This is a genomic window from Nocardia yamanashiensis (genome assembly GCF_021183565.1).
GTDB lineage: Bacteria > Actinomycetota > Actinomycetes > Mycobacteriales > Mycobacteriaceae > Nocardia > Nocardia yamanashiensis.
This window is the reverse complement of record NZ_CP089226.1, coordinates 3,442,165-3,466,605: the sequence shown is the minus strand read 5'-3', so window position 1 is coordinate 3,466,605 and position 24,441 is coordinate 3,442,165. Positions and strand designations below refer to the sequence as shown.

26 protein-coding genes and 1 tRNA gene are annotated in these 24,441 nt (G+C 67.4%); 15 read left to right on the top strand and 12 right to left on the bottom strand.

Going from position 1 to position 24,441, the window contains the following annotated elements; translation table 11 throughout:
• Window positions 1-111: 111 nt before the first annotated feature.
• The 5 genes from LTV02_RS16730 to LTV02_RS16710 all read left to right on the top strand — a co-directional run bounded on the left by LTV02_RS16730 (window position 112) and on the right by LTV02_RS16710 (window position 3,732).
• The gene (locus LTV02_RS16730) at window positions 112-1,221 is read left to right on the top strand and encodes an aryl-sulfate sulfotransferase (RefSeq protein WP_233040879.1); all 1,110 of its coding nucleotides are present in this window, start codon (window positions 112-114) and stop codon (window positions 1,219-1,221) included.
• Entirely contained in the window at window positions 1,218-2,558 is a 1,341-nt protein-coding gene (locus LTV02_RS16725) for a uracil-xanthine permease family protein (RefSeq protein ID WP_233040878.1), read from the top strand. Before LTV02_RS16730 ends, LTV02_RS16725 begins: the two co-directional genes overlap by 4 nt.
• 29 nt (window positions 2,559-2,587) lie before the next feature.
• Window positions 2,588-2,851, top strand: a complete 264-nt coding sequence (locus LTV02_RS16720; RefSeq protein ID WP_067714488.1) for a GlsB/YeaQ/YmgE family stress response membrane protein — start codon at window positions 2,588-2,590, stop codon at window positions 2,849-2,851.
• 81 nt (window positions 2,852-2,932) lie between these two features.
• A complete protein-coding gene (locus LTV02_RS16715; protein ID WP_233040877.1) occupies window positions 2,933-3,229 on the top strand; it encodes a hypothetical protein in 297 nt (98 codons plus the stop codon).
• Window positions 3,190-3,732: a gluconokinase gene (locus tag LTV02_RS16710; protein WP_233040876.1), complete on the top strand. Its 543-nt coding sequence runs from the start codon at window positions 3,190-3,192 to the stop codon at window positions 3,730-3,732. The genes LTV02_RS16715 and LTV02_RS16710 overlap by 40 nt, the downstream gene beginning before the upstream one ends.
• Here the strand turns inward: LTV02_RS16710 and LTV02_RS16705 are convergent, their stop codons facing one another.
• Window positions 3,733-4,461: a TetR/AcrR family transcriptional regulator gene (locus LTV02_RS16705; protein ID WP_233040875.1), complete on the bottom strand. Its 729-nt coding sequence runs from the start codon at window positions 4,459-4,461 to the stop codon at window positions 3,733-3,735. It abuts the gene before it with no gap.
• Between the two features lie 92 nt (window positions 4,462-4,553).
• Between LTV02_RS16705 and LTV02_RS16700 the strand changes: the two genes are divergently transcribed.
• The 3 genes from LTV02_RS16700 to LTV02_RS16690 all read left to right on the top strand — a co-directional run bounded on the left by LTV02_RS16700 (window position 4,554) and on the right by LTV02_RS16690 (window position 7,884).
• Window positions 4,554-6,029 carry an APC family permease gene (locus tag LTV02_RS16700; RefSeq protein ID WP_233040874.1) on the top strand — a complete coding sequence of 492 codons (1,476 nt, stop codon included), beginning with the start codon at window positions 4,554-4,556 and terminating at the stop codon, window positions 6,027-6,029.
• On the top strand, window positions 6,026-7,654 hold the full coding sequence (locus tag LTV02_RS16695) for an amidohydrolase (protein WP_233040873.1): 1,629 nt from the start codon (window positions 6,026-6,028) through the stop codon (window positions 7,652-7,654). Before LTV02_RS16700 ends, LTV02_RS16695 begins: the two co-directional genes overlap by 4 nt.
• Before the next feature lie 156 nt (window positions 7,655-7,810).
• Window positions 7,811-7,884, top strand: a tRNA-Pro gene (locus tag LTV02_RS16690).
• A gap of 54 nt (window positions 7,885-7,938) precedes the next feature.
• Here LTV02_RS16690 and LTV02_RS16685 read toward each other — a convergent pair.
• Both LTV02_RS16685 and LTV02_RS16680 read right to left on the bottom strand, forming a co-directional pair.
• The gene (locus tag LTV02_RS16685; protein ID WP_067713950.1) at window positions 7,939-8,157 is read right to left on the bottom strand and encodes a hypothetical protein; all 219 of its coding nucleotides are present in this window, start codon (window positions 8,155-8,157) and stop codon (window positions 7,939-7,941) included.
• A gap of 170 nt (window positions 8,158-8,327) precedes the next feature.
• On the bottom strand, window positions 8,328-8,702 hold the full coding sequence (locus LTV02_RS16680) for a DUF427 domain-containing protein (RefSeq protein WP_233040872.1): 375 nt from the start codon (window positions 8,700-8,702) through the stop codon (window positions 8,328-8,330).
• A 184-nt stretch (window positions 8,703-8,886) separates the two neighbouring features.
• Between LTV02_RS16680 and LTV02_RS16675 the strand changes: the two genes are divergently transcribed.
• Window positions 8,887-9,477, top strand: coding sequence for an RDD family protein (locus LTV02_RS16675; protein WP_233040871.1), 591 nt, complete (start codon window positions 8,887-8,889; stop codon window positions 9,475-9,477).
• A 9-nt stretch (window positions 9,478-9,486) separates the two neighbouring features.
• On the opposite strand, the gene LTV02_RS16670 is transcribed toward LTV02_RS16675, so the two are convergent.
• A complete protein-coding gene (locus LTV02_RS16670; protein ID WP_233040870.1) occupies window positions 9,487-10,434 on the bottom strand; it encodes a hypothetical protein in 948 nt (315 codons plus the stop codon).
• 143 nt (window positions 10,435-10,577) lie between these two features.
• Between LTV02_RS16670 and LTV02_RS16665 the strand changes: the two genes are divergently transcribed.
• Both LTV02_RS16665 and LTV02_RS16660 read left to right on the top strand, forming a co-directional pair.
• Complete coding sequence (locus tag LTV02_RS16665) at window positions 10,578-11,054, top strand: Dps family protein (protein ID WP_233040869.1); 477 nt, start codon at window positions 10,578-10,580, stop codon at window positions 11,052-11,054.
• 51 nt (window positions 11,055-11,105) lie between these two features.
• Entirely contained in the window at window positions 11,106-11,243 is a 138-nt protein-coding gene (locus LTV02_RS16660) for a hypothetical protein (RefSeq protein WP_233040868.1), read from the top strand.
• 42 nt (window positions 11,244-11,285) lie between these two features.
• Here the strand turns inward: LTV02_RS16660 and LTV02_RS16655 are convergent, their stop codons facing one another.
• From LTV02_RS16655 to LTV02_RS16645, 3 genes are all read right to left on the bottom strand, one after another.
• A complete protein-coding gene (locus tag LTV02_RS16655) occupies window positions 11,286-11,750 on the bottom strand; it encodes a nuclear transport factor 2 family protein (RefSeq protein WP_233041594.1) in 465 nt (154 codons plus the stop codon).
• 110 nt (window positions 11,751-11,860) lie between these two features.
• A complete protein-coding gene (locus LTV02_RS16650) occupies window positions 11,861-13,264 on the bottom strand; it encodes an ammonium transporter (RefSeq protein ID WP_233040867.1) in 1,404 nt (467 codons plus the stop codon).
• A gap of 82 nt (window positions 13,265-13,346) precedes the next feature.
• A complete protein-coding gene (locus LTV02_RS16645; protein WP_233040866.1) occupies window positions 13,347-14,546 on the bottom strand; it encodes a cation:proton antiporter in 1,200 nt (399 codons plus the stop codon).
• A gap of 730 nt (window positions 14,547-15,276) precedes the next feature.
• On the opposite strand from LTV02_RS16645, the gene LTV02_RS16640 reads away from it, so the two are divergent.
• The 3 genes from LTV02_RS16640 to LTV02_RS16630 all read left to right on the top strand — a co-directional run bounded on the left by LTV02_RS16640 (window position 15,277) and on the right by LTV02_RS16630 (window position 19,292).
• On the top strand, window positions 15,277-16,620 hold the full coding sequence (locus LTV02_RS16640; protein WP_233040865.1) for a hypothetical protein: 1,344 nt from the start codon (window positions 15,277-15,279) through the stop codon (window positions 16,618-16,620).
• A gap of 148 nt (window positions 16,621-16,768) precedes the next feature.
• Window positions 16,769-18,682 (top strand): M3 family metallopeptidase, encoded by a 1,914-nt coding sequence (locus LTV02_RS16635; RefSeq protein ID WP_233040864.1) that lies wholly within the window; start codon window positions 16,769-16,771, stop codon window positions 18,680-18,682.
• A gap of 121 nt (window positions 18,683-18,803) precedes the next feature.
• Complete coding sequence (locus LTV02_RS16630) at window positions 18,804-19,292, top strand: beta-class carbonic anhydrase (RefSeq protein ID WP_067713968.1); 489 nt, start codon at window positions 18,804-18,806, stop codon at window positions 19,290-19,292.
• 58 nt (window positions 19,293-19,350) lie between these two features.
• Here the strand turns inward: LTV02_RS16630 and LTV02_RS16625 are convergent, their stop codons facing one another.
• Genes LTV02_RS16625 through LTV02_RS16615 form a run of 3 tightly spaced genes read right to left on the bottom strand, consistent with a single transcriptional unit; the run spans window position 19,351 to window position 21,473 of the window.
• The gene (locus tag LTV02_RS16625) at window positions 19,351-20,364 is read right to left on the bottom strand and encodes an LGFP repeat-containing protein (RefSeq protein WP_233040863.1); all 1,014 of its coding nucleotides are present in this window, start codon (window positions 20,362-20,364) and stop codon (window positions 19,351-19,353) included.
• 42 nt (window positions 20,365-20,406) lie between these two features.
• Window positions 20,407-20,667, bottom strand: a complete 261-nt coding sequence (locus LTV02_RS16620) for a hypothetical protein (protein ID WP_233040862.1) — start codon at window positions 20,665-20,667, stop codon at window positions 20,407-20,409.
• 38 nt (window positions 20,668-20,705) lie between these two features.
• Window positions 20,706-21,473: a PRC and DUF2382 domain-containing protein gene (locus tag LTV02_RS16615; protein ID WP_233040861.1), complete on the bottom strand. Its 768-nt coding sequence runs from the start codon at window positions 21,471-21,473 to the stop codon at window positions 20,706-20,708.
• A 179-nt stretch (window positions 21,474-21,652) separates the two neighbouring features.
• On the opposite strand from LTV02_RS16615, the gene LTV02_RS16610 reads away from it, so the two are divergent.
• A complete protein-coding gene (locus tag LTV02_RS16610; RefSeq protein ID WP_233040860.1) occupies window positions 21,653-22,471 on the top strand; it encodes a TIGR02452 family protein in 819 nt (272 codons plus the stop codon).
• Between the two features lie 27 nt (window positions 22,472-22,498).
• Here LTV02_RS16610 and LTV02_RS16605 read toward each other — a convergent pair whose 3' ends face one another.
• The gene (locus LTV02_RS16605) at window positions 22,499-23,527 is read right to left on the bottom strand and encodes a YihY/virulence factor BrkB family protein (RefSeq protein WP_233040859.1); all 1,029 of its coding nucleotides are present in this window, start codon (window positions 23,525-23,527) and stop codon (window positions 22,499-22,501) included.
• A gap of 139 nt (window positions 23,528-23,666) precedes the next feature.
• A complete protein-coding gene (locus LTV02_RS16600) occupies window positions 23,667-24,317 on the bottom strand; it encodes a TetR/AcrR family transcriptional regulator (RefSeq protein ID WP_067713980.1) in 651 nt (216 codons plus the stop codon).
• Between the last annotated feature and the right edge of the window lie 124 nt (window positions 24,318-24,441).

Genomic DNA, 24,441 nt, shown 5'->3' with positions numbered 1-24,441 from the left:
ATTCTCGACGGCTCGCGCCCGGATCCCAGGGTTTGCCTCAGCCGGATTCGAACGCTTCCGCTCGCGTCGATCCTACTGAATATTCACTATCGCTGAATATTTGGAGGTGCAGTGGAGCAGAACACGCTCAAGCGGCGGGGTATCGGTCTGATCGGCAGCGATCCCGAGCTCGCGTTCCCCGGTTACACCCTGTACGCCCCGCTGGCCGGGCGCGGCCGCGTGGACCTGGTCGATCTGAACGGTGACCTGGCGCATCGCTGGGAGCTGCCGTACCGGCCGGGCCGGCACGCGCGGCTGCTGCCGGACGGCACGCTCGCCTACAACGGGGCCACCCTCGAGATCGCGCCGCTGTTCGCCATGTGGCGCAAATACAGCGGCGGCTCGATGGGCGTCTACTCCCCCGACGGCACGCTGCTATGCGAGCATCGCGACGACTACCAGCATCACGACGCCCACCACTACGACGACGGCCGCATCCTCTACACCGCCGTCGAACCGCTGACCGGTGCGGAGGCGGAGCGGATTCGCGGCGGCGTGCCCGGCACCGAAGCCGACGGCACCGTCTGGGCCGATGTCATCCGCGAGGTCGCCCCGGACGGCACCCAGCTGTGGGAATGGCGTGCCGCCGTGCACCTCGATCCCGCGGATCACGTGCTGCAGCCGCACTATTGGCGCGAACACTGGCCGCTGATCAACAGCGTGCACCCCCTGGACGAGCACACCGTGGTCGCCAGCCTGCGCAGCGTCTCCGCGGTCATCCGCATCGACCTCCGCACCGGCAAGCCCACCACGCTCACCGATCGCGCCACCGTGGCGCAACAGCATCACGCCACCCCGGTCGGCGACGGCAAGCTGCTGGTCTTCGACAACGGCACCTTCCGCACCGGCGAATCGGTGACCTACAGCCGGGTCATCGAAATCGACGCGGCCACCGGCGAACTCGGCTGGACCTACCAGGATTCGCCGCGCGAGGCGTTCTTCACCCCGTACATGGGCGGCGCGCAACGGCTCGCCAACGGCAATACCCTCATCACCGAGGCGGCGTTCGGGCGCATCTTCGAGGTCACCCCGGACCGCCGCATCTGCTGGGAGTACGTGGTGCCGTCCTTCACCGAATACCCGGATCCCGATACGGCGCAGGTCTTTCCGGGCGTCTCGAACGCCATCTTCCGCGCCTACCGTTACGCCGCGTCCGAGATCCCGTGGCTGGGGGAGCGGTGACCGCGGTTCACCCCGTCGACGAGATCCCCTCCGCCGGTAGGGCTTTCGTTGCCGCCCTGCAACACCTCGCGGTCATGATCGCCATGCCGATCACCTCGGTGCTGCTGGTCACCCGCAGCCTGCACCTGGACGATTCCACCGCCCGCGCCCTGCTCAGCGCCACCCTGCTGTGCTCGGGCATCGGCACCATCCTGCAATCGATCGGCCGTTTCGGGCTCGGCGCCGGGCTGCCGTTCATCATGCTGCCCGGCGGCGCGGCGGTCGTGCTGTTCCTGCAGATCGCCCAGGAGTCCGATCCGGCCACGGCCTCGGGCGCGGTCATCCTCACCGCGGTGCTCGGAATCCTGCTGGTGCCCATCGCCCGTCGCCTCGTCACGCGGATTCCCGCCGTGGTGATCGCGAGCATGGTGGTGGTCATCGGCGTGAACCTGGTGAAGGTCGCGGGCGGGCTCATCGCCACACCCGGGGATCAGCCGCCCGTGTCGGCGGTCGGGCTGGCCGCGGCGACCATTCTGGTGACCGTCCTCGCGCACCGTTTCCTGCCGGCCGGCTGGCGGCGGGTCTCGGTGCTGATCGGCATGATCGCCGGCACCGCACTGGCCGCCGCCATCGGCCAATTCCATCTGCGTCCCGGCTCGGCGCTGGTGCAGGCGCCGACGCTGTTCCCTTTCGGCACACCGCATTTCGATATCCTCGCCGCCCTGCCGCTGATCATCTTCAGTATCGGTTCGATGGCCGAGGCGACCGGTCAGACGGTGCTCAACGCCAAGGTGGTCGGCAAGACCATCGACCCGGGTCCGACGGTGGCCCGCACCATCCGCGGCGATGCGGTCACCTCCCTGCTGTCCGGTCCGCTGGGCGGCGCGACCATGGTCACCAGCGGTGAGAACATCGGCCTGATCCAGCTCACCGGCATCCGCAGCCGCTATGTCACCGCGCTGGCGGGCGGATTGCTCGCCGTCGCCGCCTTTTTCGCACCCATCGGCCGGCTGGTGAACTCGCTGCCGGGCCCGGTGGTCGGCGGCACCGCGGCCATCGCCTTCGCCATGATCATCGTCGCCGGCATCGGCATGTTCGACCGCCTGGACCTCACCGCCGACGGCGTCTTGATCACCGCCACCGCCGCGCTCACCGCGGGCCTGCTCCCGATCCTCACCCCCACCCTCTACAGATCCTTCCCCGCCGATCTGCGTCTGCTGCTCGGCAGCGGCGTCACTATTGCGGCCGTGGTCGGCGTGCTGGTTCACCTGCTGTTTGCCGCTCGCGTGTCGAAATCGGCGTGTCAGAATCCGGAATCCAGCAAAGAACCGGCGAACATGGGGACACCAGGCGAATAGAAACGCCCCCGTTCAGCACAGGAGACATGATGCTCGGACTCGGAATCATCGGATGGATCATTATCGGCGGTCTGGCTGGCTGGATCGGCAGCAAGATCATGGGCACCGATGCCCAGCAGGGCATATTCATGAATATCGTCGTCGGCGTGGTCGGCGGTCTGCTCGGCGGGTTCCTGCTGAAGCTGATCGGCGTCGACGTCAACGGCGGCGGCTTGATCTTCAGCTTCTTCACCTGCCTGGCCGGCGCGGTGCTCTTGCTGTTCATCGTCGGCAAGGTCACCGGCAAGCGTTAGCCGGATTCGACGGGGTTTTCGCCGGGCGCGCTCCGGGTACGCGAATGCAGGGACACACCCGCATTCGCGAGGAGGATCATCGTGCCGCCCTATCACGGTTCATCCGAAGCCACCCTCGAAAAACGCCCCAGAGAACCCATCATTCTCGACGATCTCGATGCCCCCGGCCTGCTCCTGCTCCTGGTCGGGGTCATCACCCTGGCCTGGACGCTCACCGCCAACGATCCCGACCTGAGCGCCGCCACCATCGCCGGCGCCACCGTCACCGCCTGCGCCCTCGTCTCCGGAGCCATTTGGGTTACCCTCGAGCACACCCGCTCCCGAACCCACGAGGACCCATGTCAGGCCACGAAAGAACGCACCCGCACCTCGCCGTGATCATGGGTGTCTCCGGCTCCGGCAAATCCACCGTCGCCGAAGCGCTTGCCGCACAACTCGGCTGGGAGCTGCTGGAAGGCGACGACCTGCATCCCGCCGCCAATATCGCCAAAATGGCCGCCGGTCACCCGCTCACCGATGCCGATCGGGAACCGTGGCTGGAGGCCATCGCGGCCTGGATCGCACAGCGCGCAGACGCGGGGGAGTCCGGGCTCGTCACCTGCTCGGCGCTCAAGCGCTCGTATCGAGACATCCTGCGCGCGCCCATGATTCGGCATCCCGAAGCCGAACTGACCTTCGTGCTGCTGACCGGTTCGCGCGAGTTGCTGTTGCAGCGCATGACCGAACGCCCCGGGCATTTCATGCCCGCCTCGCTGCTGGATTCCCAGCTCGCGACGCTGGAGCCGCCCGGACCGGACGAGAATTCGGTCACCGTCGAAATCGGCCCTCCGCCTGCGGAAGTCGCCGCGGCGGCTCGGAAAGCGCTGGGTCTCGGAACCTGATCACTTGCGCGCCCGCGTCTTTCGCGGGCGCAGCAGCCGCAGTCTCGCCTCGGCGGCATCGAGGAACAGCTCGAGCGCGTAGTCGTAAGAGTGGCCGCGCATTTCCCGCCGCAGCAGGGGAGCGAGCGCGGTCAGATTCGGATACGTCTCCGGCGGCAGCGCCGGATACGTGGAATCCCACACCGTGCACTCGGCTTGCTGCGCCGCCGCCGGCAGCGCCGCCCAGCACGCCTGCAACGCCGCGCTGGCCAGCCCCTGGTCCACGAGCGTGTGATACAGCCGCACCGCCTCCTCGTCCGGGAATCCCGCCCGCCGCAGCACGCCGAGAATCGCATTGACCGAGGTGGCTTCGTTGCGCCGCCCGGTGGTGCGATACATGGTGAGCATGGCGACCTGCGGGCAATCGAGATAGCTGTCCCGGATCCGGTGCCCGATCGAGCGCAGATCCTGCCGCCAGTCCCCGCTCGGCTCCCAGCCGGACATGGATCGCCCGATCAGCTCGTCCGCCACCGCCAGCAGCAAATCGTCTGTGCCGCTGAAGTATCGGTACAGCGCGGTGGGGTCCGCGCCGATCGCCGCGCCCAGCCGGCGCACCGACAATCCGCCCTCCCCGTGCACGGTCATCAACCGCAGCGCGGTCTCCACGATCAACTGCTCCGACAGCACCGCTCCCTGTTTGCTGGGACGGCGTCGAACGCGCGGTGTTCCGGGACTTCGGGTTTGCGTCATGCGCGGCACCTTATGTCAACAGTATTGACCTAAAGATACGTCGACATTTCTCATGTGCTAACCCAAACAGCTCTTTTCGGAAGTTGAAGCACATGACCACACACATGCGTAGGTCACTCGGCGTTCTGGACAATGTCGTCATCGCTGCCTCCACCACCGCGGCCACCACCAGCATCGGCATCGGATTCGGTCTCACCGCGGGCATTGTCGGCCTGCATCTGCCCATCGTGATGGCGCTGGCATTGGTGCCGGTCGCCTGTATCGCGGGCGCGTACATCCGGCTCAATCGCGTGGAACCCAATGCGGGCAACACCTATGTCTGGGTCGGCCGCTCGCTGAACCCGTGGCTGGGGTTCCTGTGCGGCTGGGTGATGACGGTGAGCATGGTGTTGTTCCTCGCGTACACCACCACCGTCACCGGATCCGCCCTGCTCGCCCTGGGCGGCCAGCTCGGCCTGCACTCCCTCGGCGGGCTGGAGCTCGAGCCCGGATCGACCCTGCAATCCACCCTCGTCGGCCTGGTGCTCCTGGTCGCCGCCATGCTCACCGCGGCCGTCGGCGTCGACGTCGCGGCTCGCTTCCAGCGGGTCCTGCTCATCTTCGAATACCTTGTGCTGCTGGGCTTCTGCGGTTACGGGCTGTTCGTCGGCGATCAGCCGTTCAGCCTCGACTGGCTGAATCCGTTCGACATCCCCACCGCGGCGGCCTTCGCCCAGGGGATGGTCACCGCCGTCTTCTGCTACTGGGGTTTCGACGCCGCCTTCAGCATGGCCGAGGAGGTGCGCGACAGCCACAGCGCGGCGCGGTCGGGCATCATCACCCTCGCCGCGGTGCTCGGGCTGTTCCTGTTGGCCGCCTTCGCATTTCAGCGTGTGCTGCCCTTGGACGAGATGGCCGATCACGGGGCCGAGGGACTGGTCTACTTCGGTGACGCGCTGGCGACCTCACCGTTGACCTTGCTGCCCATGATCGCACTCACGTTCTCGGCGGTGGCCTCGCTGCAAGCCGGCGTGCTGCCCACGGTGCGCGGCATGTTCGCCATGAGCCGCGATCGCACCCTGGGGCCGGTGTGGTCCCGGGTGCATCCCCGCTACGGCACGCCCGCCGCGGGCACCATCCTGCTGGGGGCGCTGGCGATCGCGGTATGCCTTGTCGCCCTGGCGATTCCGACCGTTCCCGATCTCATCAACGCGACCGTCAACGCCATCGGGATCGTGGTGGCGCTGTACTACGGCGCGACCGCCCTGGCGGCCGCCTCCCGCTTCCGTTCCCAGCTGCGCACCGGGCTCCGCGACGCCCTGGTCGCGGTGGTGCTCCCCATCGTGGGCGCGCTCATTCTGTTCACGCTCGCCGGGTACCTGTGCTGGACCTACTGGTCCGGCGCCGACCACTACGAAGTGGACGCCCACAACGGCTGGTTCATCCTGTCCGTCCCCGCCTTCATGGTGGTGTCCGGCCTGGTCGTGGCCGCCTACGCCAAATGGGTGCGCCGCGCCCCCTACTTCCATCGCAACCCTTCACCCGCCCCGGCCACTACCGTGGCCACCATGACAGGAGCAACCGAATGACGCCCGCCGACCTGGCCTTCACCGGTGGCACGGTCCTCACCATGGACTCCGCCCGCAGCCGCGCCACCGCCCTGGCCGTCACCGGCGACCGCATCACCGCCGTCGGTCACGCGGAGGTCCGGGACCACATCGGTCCCCGTACCGAAGTGGTCGATCTGACCGGTCGCGCCCTGCTCCCCGGTTTCCAGGACGCTCACATCCATGCCGCGGCCGCCGGTATCGAACTGGGCCAATGCGATCTGACCGGCACCACCTCCCTCGCCGAGTACTTCCGCCGCATCAGCGCCTACGCCGCAGCCCACCCCACCCGCCCCTGGCTCACCGGCAGCGGCTGGTCGCTCGAATCCTTCCCCGGCGGCACCCCCACCCGCGCCCAGCTCGACGCTCTCGTCCCCGATCGCCCCGTCTATCTCGTAAACCGTGACCATCACGGCGCCTGGGCCAACACCCGAGCTCTCGAACTGGCCGCCATCACCCGCGACACCCCCGACCCCGCCGACGGCCGCATCGAACGCGAACCCGACGGCACTCCGACGGGAATGCTCCAGGAAGGCGCGATGCATCTCATCGAACGCCTCCTCCCGCCCGTCACCCCCGAAGAACGCCTCGCCGGCCTGCTGCGCGCCCAATCCCTGCTCCACTCGCTCGGCATCACCGGCTGGCAGGAAGCCATCGTCAAGGCCGACGGCAGCGACATGGATTCCGCCGCAACCTATTACGAGGCCGCCGAACGTGGTCTCCTCACCGCCCGCGTGGTGGGCGCCCAGTGGTGGGACCGTGAACAAGGCGCCGAACAGATCCCCGCAATGCTGCTGCGCCGCAAGCAATTCGCCGCCGACCGCTTCCGCCTCGACACCGTCAAGATCATGCAGGACGGCATCACCGAGAACCGGACCGCCGCCATGACCTCCCCCTACCTCGACACCCACGGCTGCTGCACCACCAACGCCGGTCTCAGCTTCGTCGACCCCACGGCCCTGCGTTCCTACGTCACCGACCTGGACGCCCACGACTTCCAGATCCACTTCCACGCCCTCGGCGACCGAGCCGTCCGCGAAGCCCTCGACGCCATCGAAGCGGCGCTCACCGCCAACGGCCCCCGCGGCAACCGCCACCACCTCGCCCACCTGCAAGTGGTCCACCCCGACGACATCCCCCGCTTCCACCGCCTCAACGCCATCGCCAACCTGCAGCCCCTCTGGGCCGCCCACGAGCCCCAGCTAGACGACCTGACCCTCCCCTTCCTCCCCGAACCCCTGCGCGCCAGCCACTACCCCTTCGCCGACCTCCTCCACGCCGGCGCCACCCTCGCCTGCGGCAGCGACTGGCCCGTCAGCGACCCCAACCCCCTCGCCGGCATCCACGTAGCCGTCAACCGCATCCACCCCGGCACCACCAACCCACCCTTCCTCCCCACCCAACGCCTCGACCTGATGACCGCCCTGGCCGCCTACACCGCCGGCTCCGCCCACGTGAACCGCCACCCCCACACCGGCACCCTCACCCCCGGCCACTACGCCGATCTCGTTGTCCTGAACCAAGACCCGTTCACCACCACCCCCACCACCCTGTCCGAAATCAAAGTCGACCAAACCTACATATCCGGCACCCAAGTCTTCGGCTGACTCTCTCCCCGACCACATTTCACCCCCACCCACCCTGGATCAAGATCATCACCACCCCCTCCAACCACCCCCCACACGCCCGTTAACGTGCGGATTTGGAGATCCAGGGGGGTCCTGGGGTAATCTCATCGAGCACGAAGCGAGAGCCCAGTGCAACGGGCTGTGGCGCAGCTTGGTAGCGCACTTGACTGGGGGTCAAGTGGTCGCAGGTTCAAATCCTGTCAGCCCGACAAGGCCAGAGGCGGTTTCCGCCTCTGGCCATTGTCATTTCCGGGATCTTCCGGTCAAGACAGGTACAGGTCCCAGTCGTAGTTCCAATCCATCTTGCAGGTCCAGTTGTGGTACTTGGCATTGGGCAGATCGACGATCGCCTGGCCGAAGCTGGTGCACTGCGCCTTGGTGTTGTAGGTGCCGTAATAGACGGCGGCGTTGGCGACCGCCGAGCTTCCGGCGACGATTCCCGCCGCCAGCAGACCGGCCCCCACGATGGTCTTGATACGCATGTGTTTCTCCTCGAGTCGGGGTCGGCCCTCCCTTGCCTTCCCCATTGATTACGAAATCGACTGTAGGAGAGAGCGAACCGCGAAACAGTCCACCCAGGGGTGCGGACGGCACCACCAAGAGGGAGAGAACATCCGTACGAGGTGTGCTCACTTCGGAGTGCTCGTAGTTGTCAGCTCTCGATGGCGACTTGTACCCGATCGGTGTAGAAGGCGACGTGGTCGGCGATAGGGGCGACGGAGTCGTAGGGCTCGTGGTAGACCCATACCGCGTCGGTCAGGGGGCCTTCGGGCAGGTCGACGGTGTAGTAGGACGCGTCGCCCTTGTAGGGACAGTACGTTTGCGTGGCGCTGGGCGTGAGCAGTCTCCGGTCGACATCCTCGAGCGGGATGTATTGAACCGGCGGATAATTCGCCTCTTGGAGGGTCAGCGCCCGGGTGGTCTCGGCGACCACCTGCCCGCCCGCGCGTGCGACGACACGCTGCCCTGTCTTCTCGATGGTGATGGGGTGGTCGGGTCCGGGGATTCTGCGTTCGTGACTGGCCATGAACGGTTGAACGCTCGCTCGCTGTCGCCTATGCCCACATAGTGTTCGCTCGGAGTTCGGCACGGCGGCCGTTGTCGTAATGCTCATGGGGCAGGGAAGATGACCGTGCGGATCTCGAAACCGAAGTCCGACCTGCCATTCCAGCCGCCTACAGCGGGGGATCAGCGACAAACGCGGGGGTCACATGTCTTACGTACCAGCGCCGTTCTTCCGACGCCTCGCCGCGAGAATCCTCGACCTGACGTTCTGCCTCCTGCTGACTTTCGTCGTCGCCATCCCGGTCTCCATCGTCTTCGTCCCCATCCAGCTGTCCCTCGACGAGTCGCGCCGGGACATCGCCGTGACGATAGGAGCCTGGCTGTGCTATTTCATCGCCTACGTCGGGCTGGAGGTGTTTCTGCTCGTCCGCCGCGACGGTCAGACTCTCGGAAAGGGTCTCCTGGGCCTGCGAGTGGTGCACTCGGATCCGCGGCGGTCGCGGATCACGTTGCTTCCCGCCATCGCCCGCATGCTGATCATCTTCCTGCCGTTCGTGTTCATGTCTTTCGCCGGCCGGTACCCCGACGCGGGTCTGTTGAACGCGATTTCGATCATCGGCCTGCTGTCGATCGTCATCAGCTTGATCCTCGCCGCCGTCCCGGCCAGGGGCCGACGAGCTCTTCACGACCTTGCCGCCGGTAGTCGAGTAGTGCGGGCGGAGGTGCGGAAGATCCGGTTGCGGCAGGATCTTCCGATGGTGCTGCCAGGCAAGGTGGATATGACGAAGCGGTACTGACGCGGCGCGCTATGCCAGCTCGGCGACCGGTCGTATGAGGAGTTCAGTGACGTAGCGGTCGTCGGAATTGGCCCATGCACCGAAGTCCTTGTCGCGGTAGGCGGTGGCGAGGGTGAGCCATCCGAGGAAGAATCCGCTTCCGCCGCAGGTGGCGCTGCCGCCGTCGCCGCCGCAGACGATTGTCGGATTGGTGGTGAACTCGTGTCGGTACGGGTCCTGGCCGATGTGCAGGCCCCATAGGTTCGGGGTTCGATGTGGGCCTGCCGGGTGGTCGTATGGGTAGCCGTCTGCGAGGGTGTCGTCGCCCCATCGGAAGAGCGTGGAAGCTTCTGCGCCACAGGCATATTCCCACTCGTCGGGGCTGCTCGCCCGCAGGCCCAAGGCAGCTGTCTTGCGCAATGCTTGTTCGTAGGAGACCTGTTCGACCACTTGGGCGCGGCGTGCTTGTCCCTGTTCGTCGAACTCGACTTTCAGACCTCCGTCGGGGTCCACGCGCACGATTTCCCCACCGATCCGCGGCCCCGACTCGGCAACCAGGTCCCGGACCCGCGGATCATCGATCGGCACACTCTGGACGCACGGTTCCAATGCCTCGACGCCGACCAGCATCGCGGGCAGCTCGACCGTACGATCCGGCGAGGTCATCGCGTCGACGAACTCGGTGATCGCGGGCAGGCCGTACTCCTCCGCGCTATCGGCGTAGCTTGCTGCCTGGTGTGGTGATGGAACGAACCGATCGCCCTCGTATCCGAGCCGCACCCGGGCCGCCGGGAGCAGCGACAACCGCACCCCGGCCCGCTCGAACAGGGCAATGCGGTGTTGCCGGCCCGCGTACTCGTGCTGGTAGACACCGACCAAATCCACATCGTTCTCGCGAGCTATCGCACCAGCGACCCGCTCTGCCGACTCATCGGAAAGTTCCCGCCACCGCGCAGAGGTCAGATCAGCATGTGCCACCCCGGCATTCTGGCGAGCCGGTCGAACCCTGACAAGTCGGATCCGCGCTACCGGAGAAACAGTGCACGAAGGTCATCGATTGCATGGCGGTCCGGTGGGTAGAGCGTGGAAGTAATGTTCCGATCACCCTCAGGAGGACAGCCATGCCGGCCAAGCCGATCCAGAGCCCACTCACTGACGAACAGCTGCGGGTAACCGGTGACGCGCTGCAGCAGACGGTCGTCGATTTGATCGACCTGTCGCTGATCGCAAAACAGGCGCATTGGAACGTCGTCGGATCGCATTTCCGGTCGGTGCACTTGGGACTCGACGAAGTCGTCGCCGCGGCACGGGAATTCACCGATGCCGCCGCGGAGCGGGCGACCGCGATCGGCGTCAGTCCGGACGGGCGCGCCGCGACCGTGGTCAAGGAGTCCAGCGCCGCCGGGGTCGAGGACGGATGGCAGCCCGACACCCAGGTGATCGCCTCGATGGTGGACAACCTGTGGGCGGTCATCACCCGGTTGCGCGGACATATCGAGGCCACCGAGACGGCCGATCCGGTCACCCAGGACCTGCTCATCGCGATCGCCGCGCGGCTCGAGCAGCTGCATTGGATGTGGCAGGCACAGCAGGCGTAGCGGGCGAGGCTGCTGGCGAATAGCTACCTCGGCACCGGGTATCCGCCGGTCATGGAGATTCTCATCATCATCGGCCTCGTCGTGCTGGTAGCGCTCGTGGTCGCGGGCCGCCGCTTCCGTGGTCGTGGCCAGGACACCGACCTGTCCACCGGCAATCCGCCGTCGAGCAAGAACATCGACGACATCTGACAGCTCATCGGCCCGGATGCCGCGGACGACCGGGCGGCCCGCTCACGAACCGTCGTTCACCACGGTGACGACGGTGTCCGGCGCTATCGGCCGGGTGATAGACCAGTACGGCCGGAAATGGCATTTGGCCATCTTCCACGAGCCGTTCTCGAGGACGTACTCGTCGTCGTACTCACCGGTCGAAACGGTTTCGGTGCCGTTGATCAGGTTGACCTGCCGGAACCGCAGCGTCCACGCGCCCACCGCCGTCGTGGCCGAGGTGACGGTGATATCGGGCAGCACGCCATGGTGCATATCGAGAATCACCGGCTTCCCGTCGACCCGTTGCAGCGCAATGGTTTCGAACACTTTCGCGATCCCGTCCGCGTCATCGAACCGGCCCAGCGCACCGAAGTCGATCGAGGCGCCCGCGGCGATGAAGCAGTCGCGAAATCCACGCGGATCCTTGGCGTCGCAGGCCCGCCAATAGCGATGCTTGAGCGCCTTGATGGCCTCGACGGTCTCCATTCGCGCCACGCGCTCCCGCAACTCGTCGAGCTCGGTTCGATCTTGATTCACGCCCGTGACGGTATCGGCTCGGCCTGTGCGATGCCGGGGTAATGCCGGACACCGCGTGCTCACCACCCGTAATCGTGGCCGCTCGGTATGGGCCGACCGGGCTGCGGTCGTCGCGGCGGAGCCGGCCGGTGCGGCGGTGGCTCGGGGGAGTCGAGATCGTAGGCGGTTTCGGCGTGCTCGGCCTCGTCGATGCCGGTGGCCTCGGCTTCCGGGTCGATACGGAATCCGACGAGTTTGTCGATGAGCCAGGCCAGCAGGAGCGTCACCAGGAAGGAGTAGGCCAGCACCGCGGAGGCGGCGATCACCTGGCGCTGCAACTGGGTCCAGCCGCCGCCGGACAGCAGCCCGTCACCGCCCGCCGGATTTACTCGCGCGTCGGCGAAGACCCCGGTGAGCAGGGTGCCCACCAGTCCACCCCCGAGGTGGACGCCGACCACATCGAGCGAATCGTCGTAGCCGAAGCTGAATTTCAGGCCCACGGCCAGCGCACAGACCGCACCGGCGGTGAAGCCGATGACCAGCGCGCCGAGCGTGCCGACGAAACCGCACGCCGGGGTGATGGCCACCAATCCGGCGACCGCACCGGAGGCGGCGCCCAGCGCGGTCGGCTTCCCGTCACGGAACTGCTCGACGATGATCCAGCCCAGCAAGGCCACGCCCGCCGCGATGGTGGTGTTGGTGAAAGCCAGCGCCGCGAGATCGCCTGCGGTCAAAGCGGATCCGGCATTGAACCCGTACCAGCCGAACCACAGCAGCGCCGCCCCCAGCAGGGTGAACGGAACATTGTGCGGCCGGGCGATATTGCGCGGCCACCCGTGCCGCCTGCCGACCACCAGCACCAGGGCCAGCGCCGCCGCGCCGGCATTGATGTGCACCGCCGTCCCGCCCGCGAAGTCGAATGCCTTGAGCTGGTTGGTGATCCAGCCGCCCCCGTCGAACGAATTACCGGAGGCATCGGTGGCGGTATACCCGGTCACGCTGAAAACCCAGTGCGCCACCGGGAAATACACCAGGCTCGCCCAGCCCACCACGAACAGCACCCACGCCCAGAACTTGGCTCGTCCCGCGATGGCCCCCGATATCAGCGCGGTGGTGATGACGGCGAACATCAACTGGAACATGACGAATGCCATGGTCGGAACCTGATGTTCGGCGGGACCCGATACCGTGCCCTGTGTTTCGCGCAGCAGCACGTGCTTCGTCGAACCGATCAAACCCTGCCAGGAATCGGCGCCGAATGCCTCGCTGTACCCGTATAGCGCCCAGAGCATGGTCACCACGCCCAGGCACACGAAGTTCATCATCAGCATGTTCAGCACGCTCTTGCCGCCGACCATGCCGCCGTAGAAGAAAGCCAATCCCGGCGTCATCAACATGACCAGGGCCGCGCTCGCCAGCAGCCACGCCGTATCTCCCGAATTCACACCAGCTACCTCAAATCCGACGGGAATTGCGCACAGCATCGGGAACTTCTGTTGCGTCCGATCTGCCGATTGTGTTTCCGGCCAGTGAATTCGGATCCGGGGTAGCTGGTGGCGGAAGCGGCTATGCGGGGCGTTCGACCGGATCGACCGCGCCGCGGCGGTCGATGGCGCGCAGCACCGGTTCGACCACGCGCGCCGCGACCGGACCGAGCACGGCCATGATCAGGACGTATGTTGTTGCGAGGGCCGAGAATTCGGCGGGGACCGCGCCGGCGGTCACGGCCAGGCCGGCGATGACGATGGAGAATTCGCCGCGCGCGACCAATGCGGCACCGGCGCGCGCCCGGCCGTAGCGGGAGGCCCCGGCGCGGCGGGCAGCCCACCAACCGGTCGCGATCTTGGCGATGGTGGTGACGACGGCGAGTGCGATGGCCCAGCCGAGTAGCGGCGGGATGCTGCGGGGGTCGGTGCTGAGGCCGAACAGCACGAAGAACAGCGCCGCGAACAGGTCGCGCAATGGTTCCAGCAGTTTGGTGGCGTTGTGTGCGGTGGAGCCGGAGATGGCGATGCCGAGCAGGAACGCCCCGACCGCGGCCGAGACCTGTAGCGAGGAGGCGATTCCGGCGACGAGCAGCGCCGCGCCGAGGAGTTTGAGCAGGAAGATCTCGCGGACGTCGCTGTCGACGACCATCGAGACGTATTTGCCGAAGCGTAGCGCGATGACGAGCACGACGGTGACGGCGGCCAGCGCGATGCCGACGGTCTGCAGCCCCGCCAGGAAGCCGGCGCCCGCCAGCACGGCGGTCAGGACCGGCAGATAGGCCGCCATGACGAGATCCTCGAACACCAGGATGGACAGCACGGTCGGGGTTTCGCGATTGCCGAGGCGGCCCAGATCGCCGAGCACCTTGGCGACGATTCCGGAGGAGGAGATGTAGGTGACGCCGGCCATCGCGACCGCGCCGGTGACGCCCCAGCCCAGCCACAGTGCCACCAGCACACCGGGAGTCGCGTTCAGGACCAGGTCGAGTACGCCCGCGGCCCGGGATGCGCGCAGGCCGTGCACCAGTTCGCTCGCGGTGTATTCCAGGCCGAGGAGCAGCAGCAGGAGCACCACGCCTATTTCGCTGGCCAGGTGAATGAAGTCGTCGACATTCTCACCGAGGGCGACGAGTCCGCCCTTTCCGAAGACCAGGCCGCCGATGAGATACAAAGGGATGGGCGACATCCCGATGCGCGCGGCCGCTCTGCCCAGCATTCCCAAACCGAAGAACACCGCGCCCAGCTGGATCAGCGCGAGTGCGGTTTCGTGTGCCACCATTTACTTTTCAGCCATCCGTCACGATTTCGCGGGGGCGTTCGGGCCCGCCGCTGTACCGGCCATCGACACGTGGGTCGGCGAGGCTCTCTCGGAGAGTCGCCGCTGCGGGGTGCCGGAGGGTTCGGGTGCATCCGATGTCGAGGTGCTGGCGCGGCGCCGGCGGGCGCGCGGTGCGGACGGGGGCCGTCGGCGCGGCAGTAGCGGCAGGCGGGGCGTGAGCAACGAGGTCGTGATGACGGAAGTCGCTGTGCGCAGCCGTGGTTCGCGGTTCCACGGTCGAATGTCGTTCGACGCGAACTCGTTCGGTGTGGGCCGGCCCGGCTGGAAGGGGTCGATCAGGAGTGCGAGGATCGCGGAAAGAGGTATGGCATTGTCGAGTACGCAAGATGCGTGAACGCCACGGGCAGCCCCTCTCTGTTCGGTTGGCCTCGGATCAGGCGCATGCAGTTGGAGCGCCGGTCAAGTAGCGGAAGCGCCCGCTTGGTAATGATTCCGTAAAGTCGCGATCCACGCAAATCGGATGACCTGCGGTTCTGCCTGGGCGGGTGGCGAAAAGTGTTGTCGCACTGATTGATACGCAAAGAGAATCGCCGTTTCGTATATCGGGTGAAATTGGCCACCCGGTCTCATTTGCTGAACGATTGCCCTCCGGCTCTTCCGGGTGCGATGCCACGCCGGTAGACAGGTCGGGGCGAGTCGCCCGTTCAGCTTTGCCGGGGAGGTGTCCGATATGCGAGGTCTATTCGTGCCGTGCGTCGTGTTCGGCGCCGCGCTTGCGGCCGGACTGGCGCTGGTGAGCCCGATCGCGCTGGTGTGGGCGGACGGCACCTCGGTACTGCAAGCCGAACTGCTGGTGCAGAACATGCCGGAGGCGTCCGCGGCGGGCGCGATGACGGCGGTGATGGTGGCCGTGGTGATCGGAGCGCTGGGGATTCCGGTGCTGAGCTGGTTGGCCGTGGTGTGCGGGCTGGCGGGGGTGATGGTCGATCACGTGGCCGCCGGGGCGCTGACGCCCGCCCCCGCTTTGACGACGCTGGACTACGCCGACGGGCTCTGGGGCGGTGTGATCCTCGGCGGGCTCGCGGCGGTGCCGGCGCGGCCCGGGGTGCGCGTCGCGTTCGTGCTGGGCGCGGTGGTGAGCATTGTGGGCGGCACCCTGACCGAGACTCCGCTCAGCTATCGCGCGCCCCGCCCGACCGCATCGCAGTCGTGGCCGTTCCTGGATTCGCCGCCGCTGTGGCTGGTCGGCCCGGTCCTGGTGCTGGCCGTGTGGTGCGCCTGGCGTAATCGCCGCACCCCGCTGGCTCCGGTGCGACGGGTGATGTTCGGCGCGCCCACCGAAGTGCCGCTGCGCCCGGTGATTTCGGCGCTGCTCGTGGTCGTCGCCACCCTGTGGAGTTCGTCCTGGCTGGCCGACGGCCGCGTCGATGTGGCGGCGGTCGTGCTGGCCGTGGCGGTCGTCGTCCTCGCCGCGGTGGTGGCCGGCTGGCTGCTGCCCGGTCCGGACGGCGAATTGGTCACCGGCGCCGTGGCATTGACGACGGCGGCGAGCGCGGTGATCTTCGTGCCGATGCCGTGGTGGTCGATCTGGGGCTTGATCCTCGCCGTGATCGCCGGTTTCGTAATCGGAAAACGCCGCACCGCAACACTTCTCGCACCGGTCTGCGTAGCCGCGATCGCCGCGGCGGTCGCCGGCGCCGAAGCGCTGGGTCACGGCGGCGACGGCGTAAGGATCGCGGCCGCCCTGGCCCTCGCGTTCACCGCCGGCTGCCTTTTCGCGGCCGCCGGAACCATCGACGGCCGGAACCTGGCGGTGGCCACCGCTCTTCTGTTCGTGCCCAGCGTCGTGATAGCGATGCGCGGCCGCGACTTCGGACGCGCGGTGTATTCGCCCCAGTGGCTACAACTTTCGGCCGGCGTCCACACCTGCGCACCCTGCCTGGCCGCGGCCGCCATCGCGGCGGGTTGCGCAGTGGGCGTGTATCTCCAGCGAAAATGTCGCCCCGACCACCGAATCAAATCGAATGCGACGCCGGTCACAATGACCCATTCCAGCCTTGATCTCAACCGGTAGCCGAAAGCTTGGTCGTGATCGCGCCGGAATCCCCGACCCGCCTCCCTGCCCCCGCCTCTCTCGACGCCGCCCAAGGCTGCGGTTATCAGAGCCGACTGGTCGCTAGAGTTCACCCGGTCCCGACCGGACGCACCGCTATGGTCGTGGGATGACTCTCGAACCGCTGGCGCTGCCGACCTCCGACTGGGCGAAGTGGCTCGATGGGTACGTTCGCGAGCAGCTGCGGATCGTGGGGGAGACGATGCGGGCGCTGCGGGGCGGTGCCGGGGTGGATACCGGGCAGGTGCTGGGGCTTTGGAACGACGGGGATATCGCGTTGCGGGCTGCCGATTCGGCTGCGGGGTTGTTCGCGGAGGTGCATCCGGATGGTGAGGTGCGTGGGCTTGCCGAGAAGCTGGTTCAGGATATCGACCGGGTGAAGACCGATCGTGATCTCGACCGGGTGCTTTACGAGACGGTGGTGAGGACGGACCCGGCGGGGCTGGATGCGATCGGCGTACGGATGCGCGAGCATGTGTTGCGGGATTTCCGCCGGGCCGGAGTGGACAGTGACGATGCGACGCGGGCGCGGTTGCGGGCGATCTCGGAGCGGCTTGCTGTGTTGGAGCAGGACTTTCGCCGGACCATTACCGAGGATGTGCGTACGCTGCGGTTCGCGCCCGAGGTGTTCGACGGGCTGCCGGACGATTTCGTCGACTCGCATGCGCCGGGGGAGGACGAGCTGGTGGAGGTCAGTACCGACTATCCGGACTATCTGCCGTTTCGTACCTTCGCGCGCGACGCCGATGCCCGCCGGGCGCTCACGGTCGAGTTCGAGAGCCGGGGCTGGCCAGCCAATAACGATGTGCTGCACGAGATCCTGGACCTGCGCGACGAAAAGGCCCGGCTGCTGGGGTATTCCGGCTGGCCCGACTACGACGCCGAAGTGAAGATGATCGGCACCGGCGCGGCCATCGCCGAATTCCTGGAACGGATCTCGGCTGCCGCGGCCGATGCGGGCCGCCGCGAACTCGGCGAACTGCTGGCCCGCCGCCAGGTCGACGACCCCGCAGCCACCGGTGTCGACCGCTCCGAATCCGGCTACTACCTCGAACTGATCCGCCGGGAACGCTTCGACGTCGATGCCCGGGAAGTGCGCCGCTACTTCGATTTCCAGCGCGTCCGCACCGGTCTGCTGGACGTCACCGGCGGGCTCTTCGGCGTCGAATACCGGCCGGTGGAGGTGCCGGTCTGGCACGAGGAAGTCACCGCCTACGACGTCTACACCGACGGCGAGCGCCGCGGCCGGATCTATCTCGACCTGCATCCGCGCGAGGGTAAATACAAACACGCCGCCCAATTCGACCTCGTCGCCGGCGTCACCGACCGGCAACTGCCCGAGGGCGTCCTGGTCTGCAACTTCTCCCGCGGCCTGATGGAACACGACCACGTGGTCACCCTCTTCCACGAATTCGGCCACCTGCTGCACCACGTCCTCGGCGGCCGCCAACGCTGGGCCCGATTCTCCGGCGTGGCCACCGAATGGGATTTCGTCGAAGCGCCATCGCAGATGCTGGAGGAATGGGCTTGGGACCCAACGGTGCTGGCCACCTTCGCCGTCGACGACACCGGCGCGCCCATCCCGGCGGACCTGGTCGCGCGCATGCGCGAAGCCCACGAGTTCGGCAAGGCGCTCGGAATCCTCACCCAGGTCGGCTACGCCGCGATCTCGTACGAACTGCACCACGACCGCCCCGCCGATCACACCGCCGCCGTCGCCGCCGCGATGGGCCGGCACAGCCTCATCGCCCGCGTGCCCGACACTCACTTCCAGACGTCCTTCGGCCACCTGTCCGGCTACACCTCGGGCTACTACACCTACCTGTGGAGCCTGGTCATCGCCAAGGACCTCTTCTCCGCCTTCGACCCCGCCGACCTGCTCGATCCCGCCGCCGCGCACCGGTATCGCGACCGCGTCCTGGTTCCCGGCGGTTCCCGCGACGCCGCCGATCTGACCGCCGACCTGCTCGGCCGCCCCTTCACCTTCGACGCCTTCCGATCCTGGCTGAACCGCACCCCCTGAATCGCCGGGGACGCCAGCGTTGACTTCACGGTGAGCCGATACCTTCCCGCCGCGGCCGTGCGCCGTCACCGTCGGTGCATACATTCGCATGTCCTCACCCCGGCTCGGCGAAGGAGCGATCATGTCTGTCACCGACGAATACCTGTCCAACAATGCCGACTACGCCGCCCAGTTCAGCGGCCCGCTGCCCCTCCCGCCCAGCAGGCACGTCGCGATCGTGGCCTGCATGGACGCCCGGCTCGACGTGTACCGGATCCTCGGCCTGAAAGACGGTGAGGCGCACGTCATCCGGAATGCGGGCGGGGTGATCACCGACGACGAGATCCGGTCGCTGGCCATCAGTCAGCGGCTGCTCGGCACAACGGAGATCATCCTCATTCACCACACCGACTGCGGCATGCTGACCTTCACCGACGATCAGTTCAAACGTTCGATCCAGGATGAAGTCGGCGTCAAACCGGCGTGGTCCGCGGAATCCTTCCCGGACCTGGATGAGGATGTGCGCCAGTCGATCCGGCGCATCGAGAACAGTCCGTTCATCACCAAGACCACGTCGCTGCGCGGCTTCGTCTTCGATGTCGCGACCGGCAAATTGATCGAGTCCGTCTGACGGGGGCGATACGAATGGGGCGCCCGAGGTAACGGGCGCCCCATTGCGCGTGCGGGCTTCAGAAGCGCTGCCCGCTCGCACCGCCGAGCGTCAGCGGGTGTGCCCGCTCGTCGGGTGTCGCCAGGTGCGCCCCGGCCCGATGCGCCGGACCGCCCGCCGCCACCAGCCGCGAGTCCGGTGCCGACGGCATTGCCCGCCGCGAGTCCGGCGCGGACGGTGCAACCGCGGACGCCGGGGTCACCGCGTCCGGTCGCGAATTCCGTTCGCGGCGACCGGTTCTCGTCACCATCGCGGCGATCATGCCCGCGACGGCGGCGATAGCCAGCCCCAAGGGCAGGGCCCACCATTTGCTCGCCGATTCGGTCCCGTCCCCGCTGCCCGCGGCCGCCGATCCAGGCGGTTCGCTCGCCGCGGAGACATCGATATCACCGATCCGGCCCGCGAGATCCGGTGGGACGGTGACGAATCCGCCGTCCCGGCTCCAGCTGATCTGCACGGGATCACCGTTCTGCCCACGGAAGGTCTGGCTGTAGACCCCGTCGGCGACCGCGGTATCGCTCATCGGCGCACCCATCGGACCGTCGGTCGCGTCCAGCTTCGACCACGCCGCCCGGATCGGACCGCGAACCAGCCAGGCGCCGTGCTGCGGACTCCACTCGATGGTCGCGCCATCGGGAGCGGAGAACTCGCTGAACCGGGCCGTGCCCGCGACCGCGGCATCCGACTCGTCGTTCGTCGGATAACCGAGCCCGGCATCCGGGCCGCCGAGGGCGAGATACTTGTCCAGGATCGCGCCGTACATCACGTGCGCGCCGGTCTCGGGCGAGTAAACGATCTCTCCGCCTTGATAATTCCGCGCCGCACCGTCCGGCCCGAAGGCGTAGACCTCCCCGGCCGGTTGGCCGAGCGGGGACGAAGCACCGCCCTTGTCCTGGTAGTGGGCGTCGATGGCCGCCTGTGCGTCGGCCGGCTGAGCGGTCGCGACGGGGCCGGCCAGCAGACCCGTACTCCACGACCCGCACACGCCGAGGACGACGGTGGCACTGAACAGAGATTTCCTCCAATGTGTCATCACGAGGCTCCTCAGAAGAAGCGTCCGCCGGGGCGGACGACGTCAGCGGATATCGCCCGTTCGCGGTCTGGTCACCAATCCCAGTGCGGCCGAACAGATCGCGCCCACCACGCCGCCCGCGGCGACCTGGGCGAGGATCTGGCCGAAATCCAATCCGCTACCGGTGGCGGCCTCGATGATCGCGCCGGTGACAGCACCGGCTACCGCACCGACGAGCGCGTGCACGAGCACACCGAACGGGCTGCGCGCGCCACCGATCCCGCCGCCCACCAATCCCCCGAGCAGACCCAGCAGCCATTCCATGATTCCTCCTGGTCGTCGATCGGACGAGTGGCGAAAAGCTAGGCATCCCCGTCGTTTTCGGGGCGATCGAGATCGACGCCCTCGGCCTCCACGCGCTCCTTGCGCACGGTGCCGGTGACGGACTGCTGATCCTCGACCTCGTCGACGGCCAGCCGGACCCGTTCCACCGGAACGGTTTCGGTGTCCACCCGCACCCGGTCCGCGTGCAGGGTGACCTCGCGATGCTCCTCACCGATCTCGGGGTGCTCGCCGCTGCCGGTGATCGGCTCCCGCTCCAGCCGGACCTCTTCGTGGGAGGTGGGGACGGTGATGGTCTGCTCCTCCTCGACCACGTACTTGTGCAGCCGGGCCGACCCGACCTCCTCGCGTTCGGTGCCGACCACCATGCGTTCCTCCGAGCGCAGCATCGATTCGGCGTCGGCGCGGCCGTAGGTCATCGGCTCATCGGGACCGGGCTGCACCCGCTGCCGGCCGGTGGCGGTCATGCCGCGGCGCTGACCGCCGCCGTAGTGGGCGAGCAGTTCCCGTTCGGCCTCGGGATCCAGCCGCCCGCCGTGATCGAGATGCGGGGCGCTGCGCACCAGCTCGCGATCGACGCTGACGCGCAGCGAATTGTCCTCGGGCCGGTATTCGGCGCCCGCCAGCGGCGTCAGGGTGTGCCCGCCGGGGCCGTCGTCGGCGACGGCCGCCCAGGTGGGCGCGCCCGTCTCGTCGTCGACATAGAAGCTTTCGACCCGGCCGATCTCGGCGCCGGCCGAATCGCGCAGTGTGCAACCGATCAGTGAATCCAGCGTTGTTCTCGCCATGATCTCTCCTCTTCGTCGGTGGTGTTCCCGCAGGGCAGGGCCCTGCGCGAATACCGCGTTGGGAAACGATCCGGGTGGTGAGGTGCTGCGTTTCGGCACATACCCGTGGCGCGCGCTGTCAAACAGTCGGCAAACTCGGAAATCGGGCGGATCGCGCGGCGCGTGAGAGCATGGGCGGCGTGACCGAAGACCTGCAAGCCATCGCCTCCGACAATGAGCAGATCATCGCGGCCGGGGGTTATCTGACGGCCGCCGGACGGTACGTCTCGCTGGCTTCCGGGGTGCGGGCCGCCGTCGAGGGCACCCGGATGTTCGGCCCCGAACCGGTCCCGGTCACCCTCCGCGATACGGCCGCCACCACCATCGAGGTGACCGGGGAAAGCAGTCTCGCCGCGGCCCGCCGGCTGGTCGACGCCGATCCGGAGCCGGTCGCGGTCCTGAATTTCGCGTCCGCCCGCAATCCCGGCGGCCATTACATCGCCGGCGCCCGCACCCAGGAAGAAGCCTTGTGCCGGGCATCGGCGCTGTACACCACCCTGCTGAACGTGCCGCAGTATTACGAGTACCACCGCGGCACGCCGGACCCGTTCTACAGCGATCGCGTGATCCTCTCGCCCGCGGTCCCCGTCTTCCGCGACGACACCGGCACCCTGCTCGACACCCCGTACACGGTGGGCTTCATTTCCGCCCCCGCGCCCCGGACCAATGTGATCGAACGCGACCAGCCCACCGAGGCGCACCGGGTCCCCGCGGTACTGGCCTCCCGCGCGGAACGAATTCTCGAAACAGCAAGTGCCTACCGCCGTTTGGTGCTGGGCGCCTGGGGTTGCGGCGCCTACGGCAACGACCCCGCCACGGTCGCCGGAGTCTTCCGCACCCTCCTGACCGGCAGCGGCCGATTCGCCCGCCACTTCGACGAGATCACCTTCGCGATCCTGGACCGAACCCCCGGCGAGACCACCCGCACCGCCTTCCGAACCGCCTTCGCCGCAGCGTAATACCGGTTCCGAACGGGGAGCGCCGATTCAGTCGTGGCGAGCAGACCGTGCCTGCTCGACGGCCTCTCGGTCTCGCTGATCCAGTTTGCGCATATCGCGGGGCTCGGCGAAGGGGGAGACCTCTTCCGGCAGCCCTTCCGCGATAGCCTTGCCGTGGTCCAGCTCGGCATTGATCTCCGCGCCCAGCAGCAGGGCGATATTGCTCAGCCACAACCAGACCAGGAAGATGACCACGCCCGCGAGCGAACCGTAGGTTTTGTCGTAGGAGGAGAAGTTGGCGACGTAGATCGCGAACAATCCGGACACGATCAGCCAGAGCAGTACGGCGACAACGCCTCCCGGGCTGACCCATTTGATGCCGCCCTGCCGGGCATTCGGGCTGGCCCAGAACAGAATCGCCAGCAGCACCGTCACCAGGACGAACAGCACCGGCCACTTGGAGATATTCCATACCAGCACCGTCGTATCGCCGAGGCCGAGCAGATCGCCGAGCTGCCGGGCGACCGGTCCGCTCACCACCACGATGATCGCGCTGAGCACCAGCAGGATGACGGCGACGATGGTGACGCCCAACCGGATCGGCGCGGTCTTCCAGATCGGCCGGCCCTCACCGATCCCGTACACCACATTGGACGCCCGCATGAAGGCCGCAACGTATCCGGACGCGGACCACAGCGCTATCGCCAGGCCCAGAATCGCCCCGAGCCCCGCCCCGCGTTTACTGGACTGGGCCTGGGTGACCAGGTTGTGCACGAACTCCGCACTGGAACCCGGAGCGATCTGCTGCACCTGATTCACCACGTCGTCGGCGGTGTCGGGCCCGAGCAATCCCAGCAGCGACACCAGCACGATCAAGCCGGGCACGATCGACAGCACGCCGTAGTAGGTGAGGGCGGCGGCCAGATCAGTCAGGTTGTCGCGCTTGAATTCCCGCGCCGCGCGCCGCACCACCGCGATCAGCGACGGTTTCGACAATTCGGTGGGACTCTCGGGCCGGTCCGCGTCCAGGTCGGGACGGGCTCCGGCCGGCGTCGGGGTCGAGCGATCTGCGGCCATCGCGGTTCACCTCACTCGGATATTCGTTCAGCAATGCACACGGCGCGATGCGCGGCTGGTCTCGTGGTGCCCCGGTCCGCCACGGGTAAACGGCCGACCGGCCGAGGCATGCCGTCCTTCGATGAGGTCCCGCTGTAGGTCAATCGGTGCGCGGCAGGTCCAGCGGGGGCAGCGGGCGCCGGCAGATCTCGTGCGCTTCCGCGGCGGAGAGGCCGAACATGCGCAGCAGATCCTCGGCCACCTGGTCGGTGGCCTCGGCGTCGTCGCGTTCGGGATGGTCGTGCAGCAGGCGTCCGAGGCACAGGGCCGCGCCGGCGACGACGGTCATGGACAGTTCCGGATCGCGAATGTCGAAGCGCCCGGCCGCGGCCGCCGCCTCCAGGTCGCGGCGGGCGCGAGGTGCGAGCCCGCGGTCCGAATTCGCCAGGCGGAGACCGTCATTGAGCAAGACCTTGCTGAGGGTGGGATGCCGGCGGTGCAGGCGGCCGGTGAGGCGGAAACTCTGCGCGAAGACCTGAGCGGGATCGTCGATGTCCTCGCACAGCAGATCGAGCAGGGCGCCGTGCCGGTCGAGCGCTTCCTCGACGGCGGCCTGGAACAGTTCCTCACGGCTCTGGAAGTGGTTGTAGAACGAGCCCATGCCGACGTCGGCGGCCTGCGTGATCTCCAGAATCGGCACGTTGAGCTTGCCGTCGGCCAGCAGTGATTGCGCCGCGCCGACCAGTGCGGCGCGCGTACGTGCCTTGCGGCGTTCCAGGCGATTGGGTCCCGACCCGTTGCTCGCGGTCATCGATACACCTCTCCTGCTGTCCGGACTCACCATCCTAGCCGCTCGTCTCAATATTGACGGAATCGTCAGAAAGCTCTTGACTGACTCACCACTCGTAAGTGACGATATCGTCAGTACTTGGAAG

What these genes read in the sequence shown, in the direction of transcription:
- LTV02_RS16650 (WP_233040867.1), bottom strand. Translation starts at nt 13,264, where the DNA reads ATGCTGTGCGCAATTCCCGTCGGATTTGAGGTAGCTGGTGTGAATTCG.
- LTV02_RS16685 (WP_067713950.1), bottom strand. Translation starts at nt 8,157, where the DNA reads ATGCGTATCAAGACCATCGTGGGGGCCGGTCTGCTGGCGGCGGGAATC.
- LTV02_RS16680 (WP_233040872.1), bottom strand. Translation starts at nt 8,702, where the DNA reads ATGGCCAGTCACGAACGCAGAATCCCCGGACCCGACCACCCCATCACC.
- LTV02_RS16675 (WP_233040871.1), top strand. Translation starts at nt 8,887, where the DNA reads ATGTCTTACGTACCAGCGCCGTTCTTCCGACGCCTCGCCGCGAGAATC.
- LTV02_RS16635 (WP_233040864.1), top strand. Translation starts at nt 16,769, where the DNA reads ATGACTCTCGAACCGCTGGCGCTGCCGACCTCCGACTGGGCGAAGTGG.
- LTV02_RS16710 (WP_233040876.1), top strand. Translation starts at nt 3,190, where the DNA reads ATGTCAGGCCACGAAAGAACGCACCCGCACCTCGCCGTGATCATGGGT.
- LTV02_RS16665 (WP_233040869.1), top strand. Translation starts at nt 10,578, where the DNA reads ATGCCGGCCAAGCCGATCCAGAGCCCACTCACTGACGAACAGCTGCGG.
- LTV02_RS16660 (WP_233040868.1), top strand. Translation starts at nt 11,106, where the DNA reads ATGGAGATTCTCATCATCATCGGCCTCGTCGTGCTGGTAGCGCTCGTG.
- LTV02_RS16720 (WP_067714488.1), top strand. Translation starts at nt 2,588, where the DNA reads ATGCTCGGACTCGGAATCATCGGATGGATCATTATCGGCGGTCTGGCT.
- LTV02_RS16695 (WP_233040873.1), top strand. Translation starts at nt 6,026, where the DNA reads ATGACGCCCGCCGACCTGGCCTTCACCGGTGGCACGGTCCTCACCATG.
- LTV02_RS16640 (WP_233040865.1), top strand. Translation starts at nt 15,277, where the DNA reads ATGCGAGGTCTATTCGTGCCGTGCGTCGTGTTCGGCGCCGCGCTTGCG.
- LTV02_RS16700 (WP_233040874.1), top strand. Translation starts at nt 4,554, where the DNA reads ATGACCACACACATGCGTAGGTCACTCGGCGTTCTGGACAATGTCGTC.
- LTV02_RS16705 (WP_233040875.1), bottom strand. Translation starts at nt 4,461, where the DNA reads ATGACGCAAACCCGAAGTCCCGGAACACCGCGCGTTCGACGCCGTCCC.
- LTV02_RS16615 (WP_233040861.1), bottom strand. Translation starts at nt 21,473, where the DNA reads ATGGCGAGAACAACGCTGGATTCACTGATCGGTTGCACACTGCGCGAT.
- LTV02_RS16605 (WP_233040859.1), bottom strand. Translation starts at nt 23,527, where the DNA reads ATGGCCGCAGATCGCTCGACCCCGACGCCGGCCGGAGCCCGTCCCGAC.
- LTV02_RS16625 (WP_233040863.1), bottom strand. Translation starts at nt 20,364, where the DNA reads ATGACACATTGGAGGAAATCTCTGTTCAGTGCCACCGTCGTCCTCGGC.
- LTV02_RS16655 (WP_233041594.1), bottom strand. Translation starts at nt 11,750, where the DNA reads ATGGAGACCGTCGAGGCCATCAAGGCGCTCAAGCATCGCTATTGGCGG.
- LTV02_RS16620 (WP_233040862.1), bottom strand. Translation starts at nt 20,667, where the DNA reads ATGGAATGGCTGCTGGGTCTGCTCGGGGGATTGGTGGGCGGCGGGATC.
- LTV02_RS16645 (WP_233040866.1), bottom strand. Translation starts at nt 14,546, where the DNA reads ATGGTGGCACACGAAACCGCACTCGCGCTGATCCAGCTGGGCGCGGTG.
- LTV02_RS16600 (WP_067713980.1), bottom strand. Translation starts at nt 24,317, where the DNA reads ATGACCGCGAGCAACGGGTCGGGACCCAATCGCCTGGAACGCCGCAAG.
- LTV02_RS16630 (WP_067713968.1), top strand. Translation starts at nt 18,804, where the DNA reads ATGTCTGTCACCGACGAATACCTGTCCAACAATGCCGACTACGCCGCC.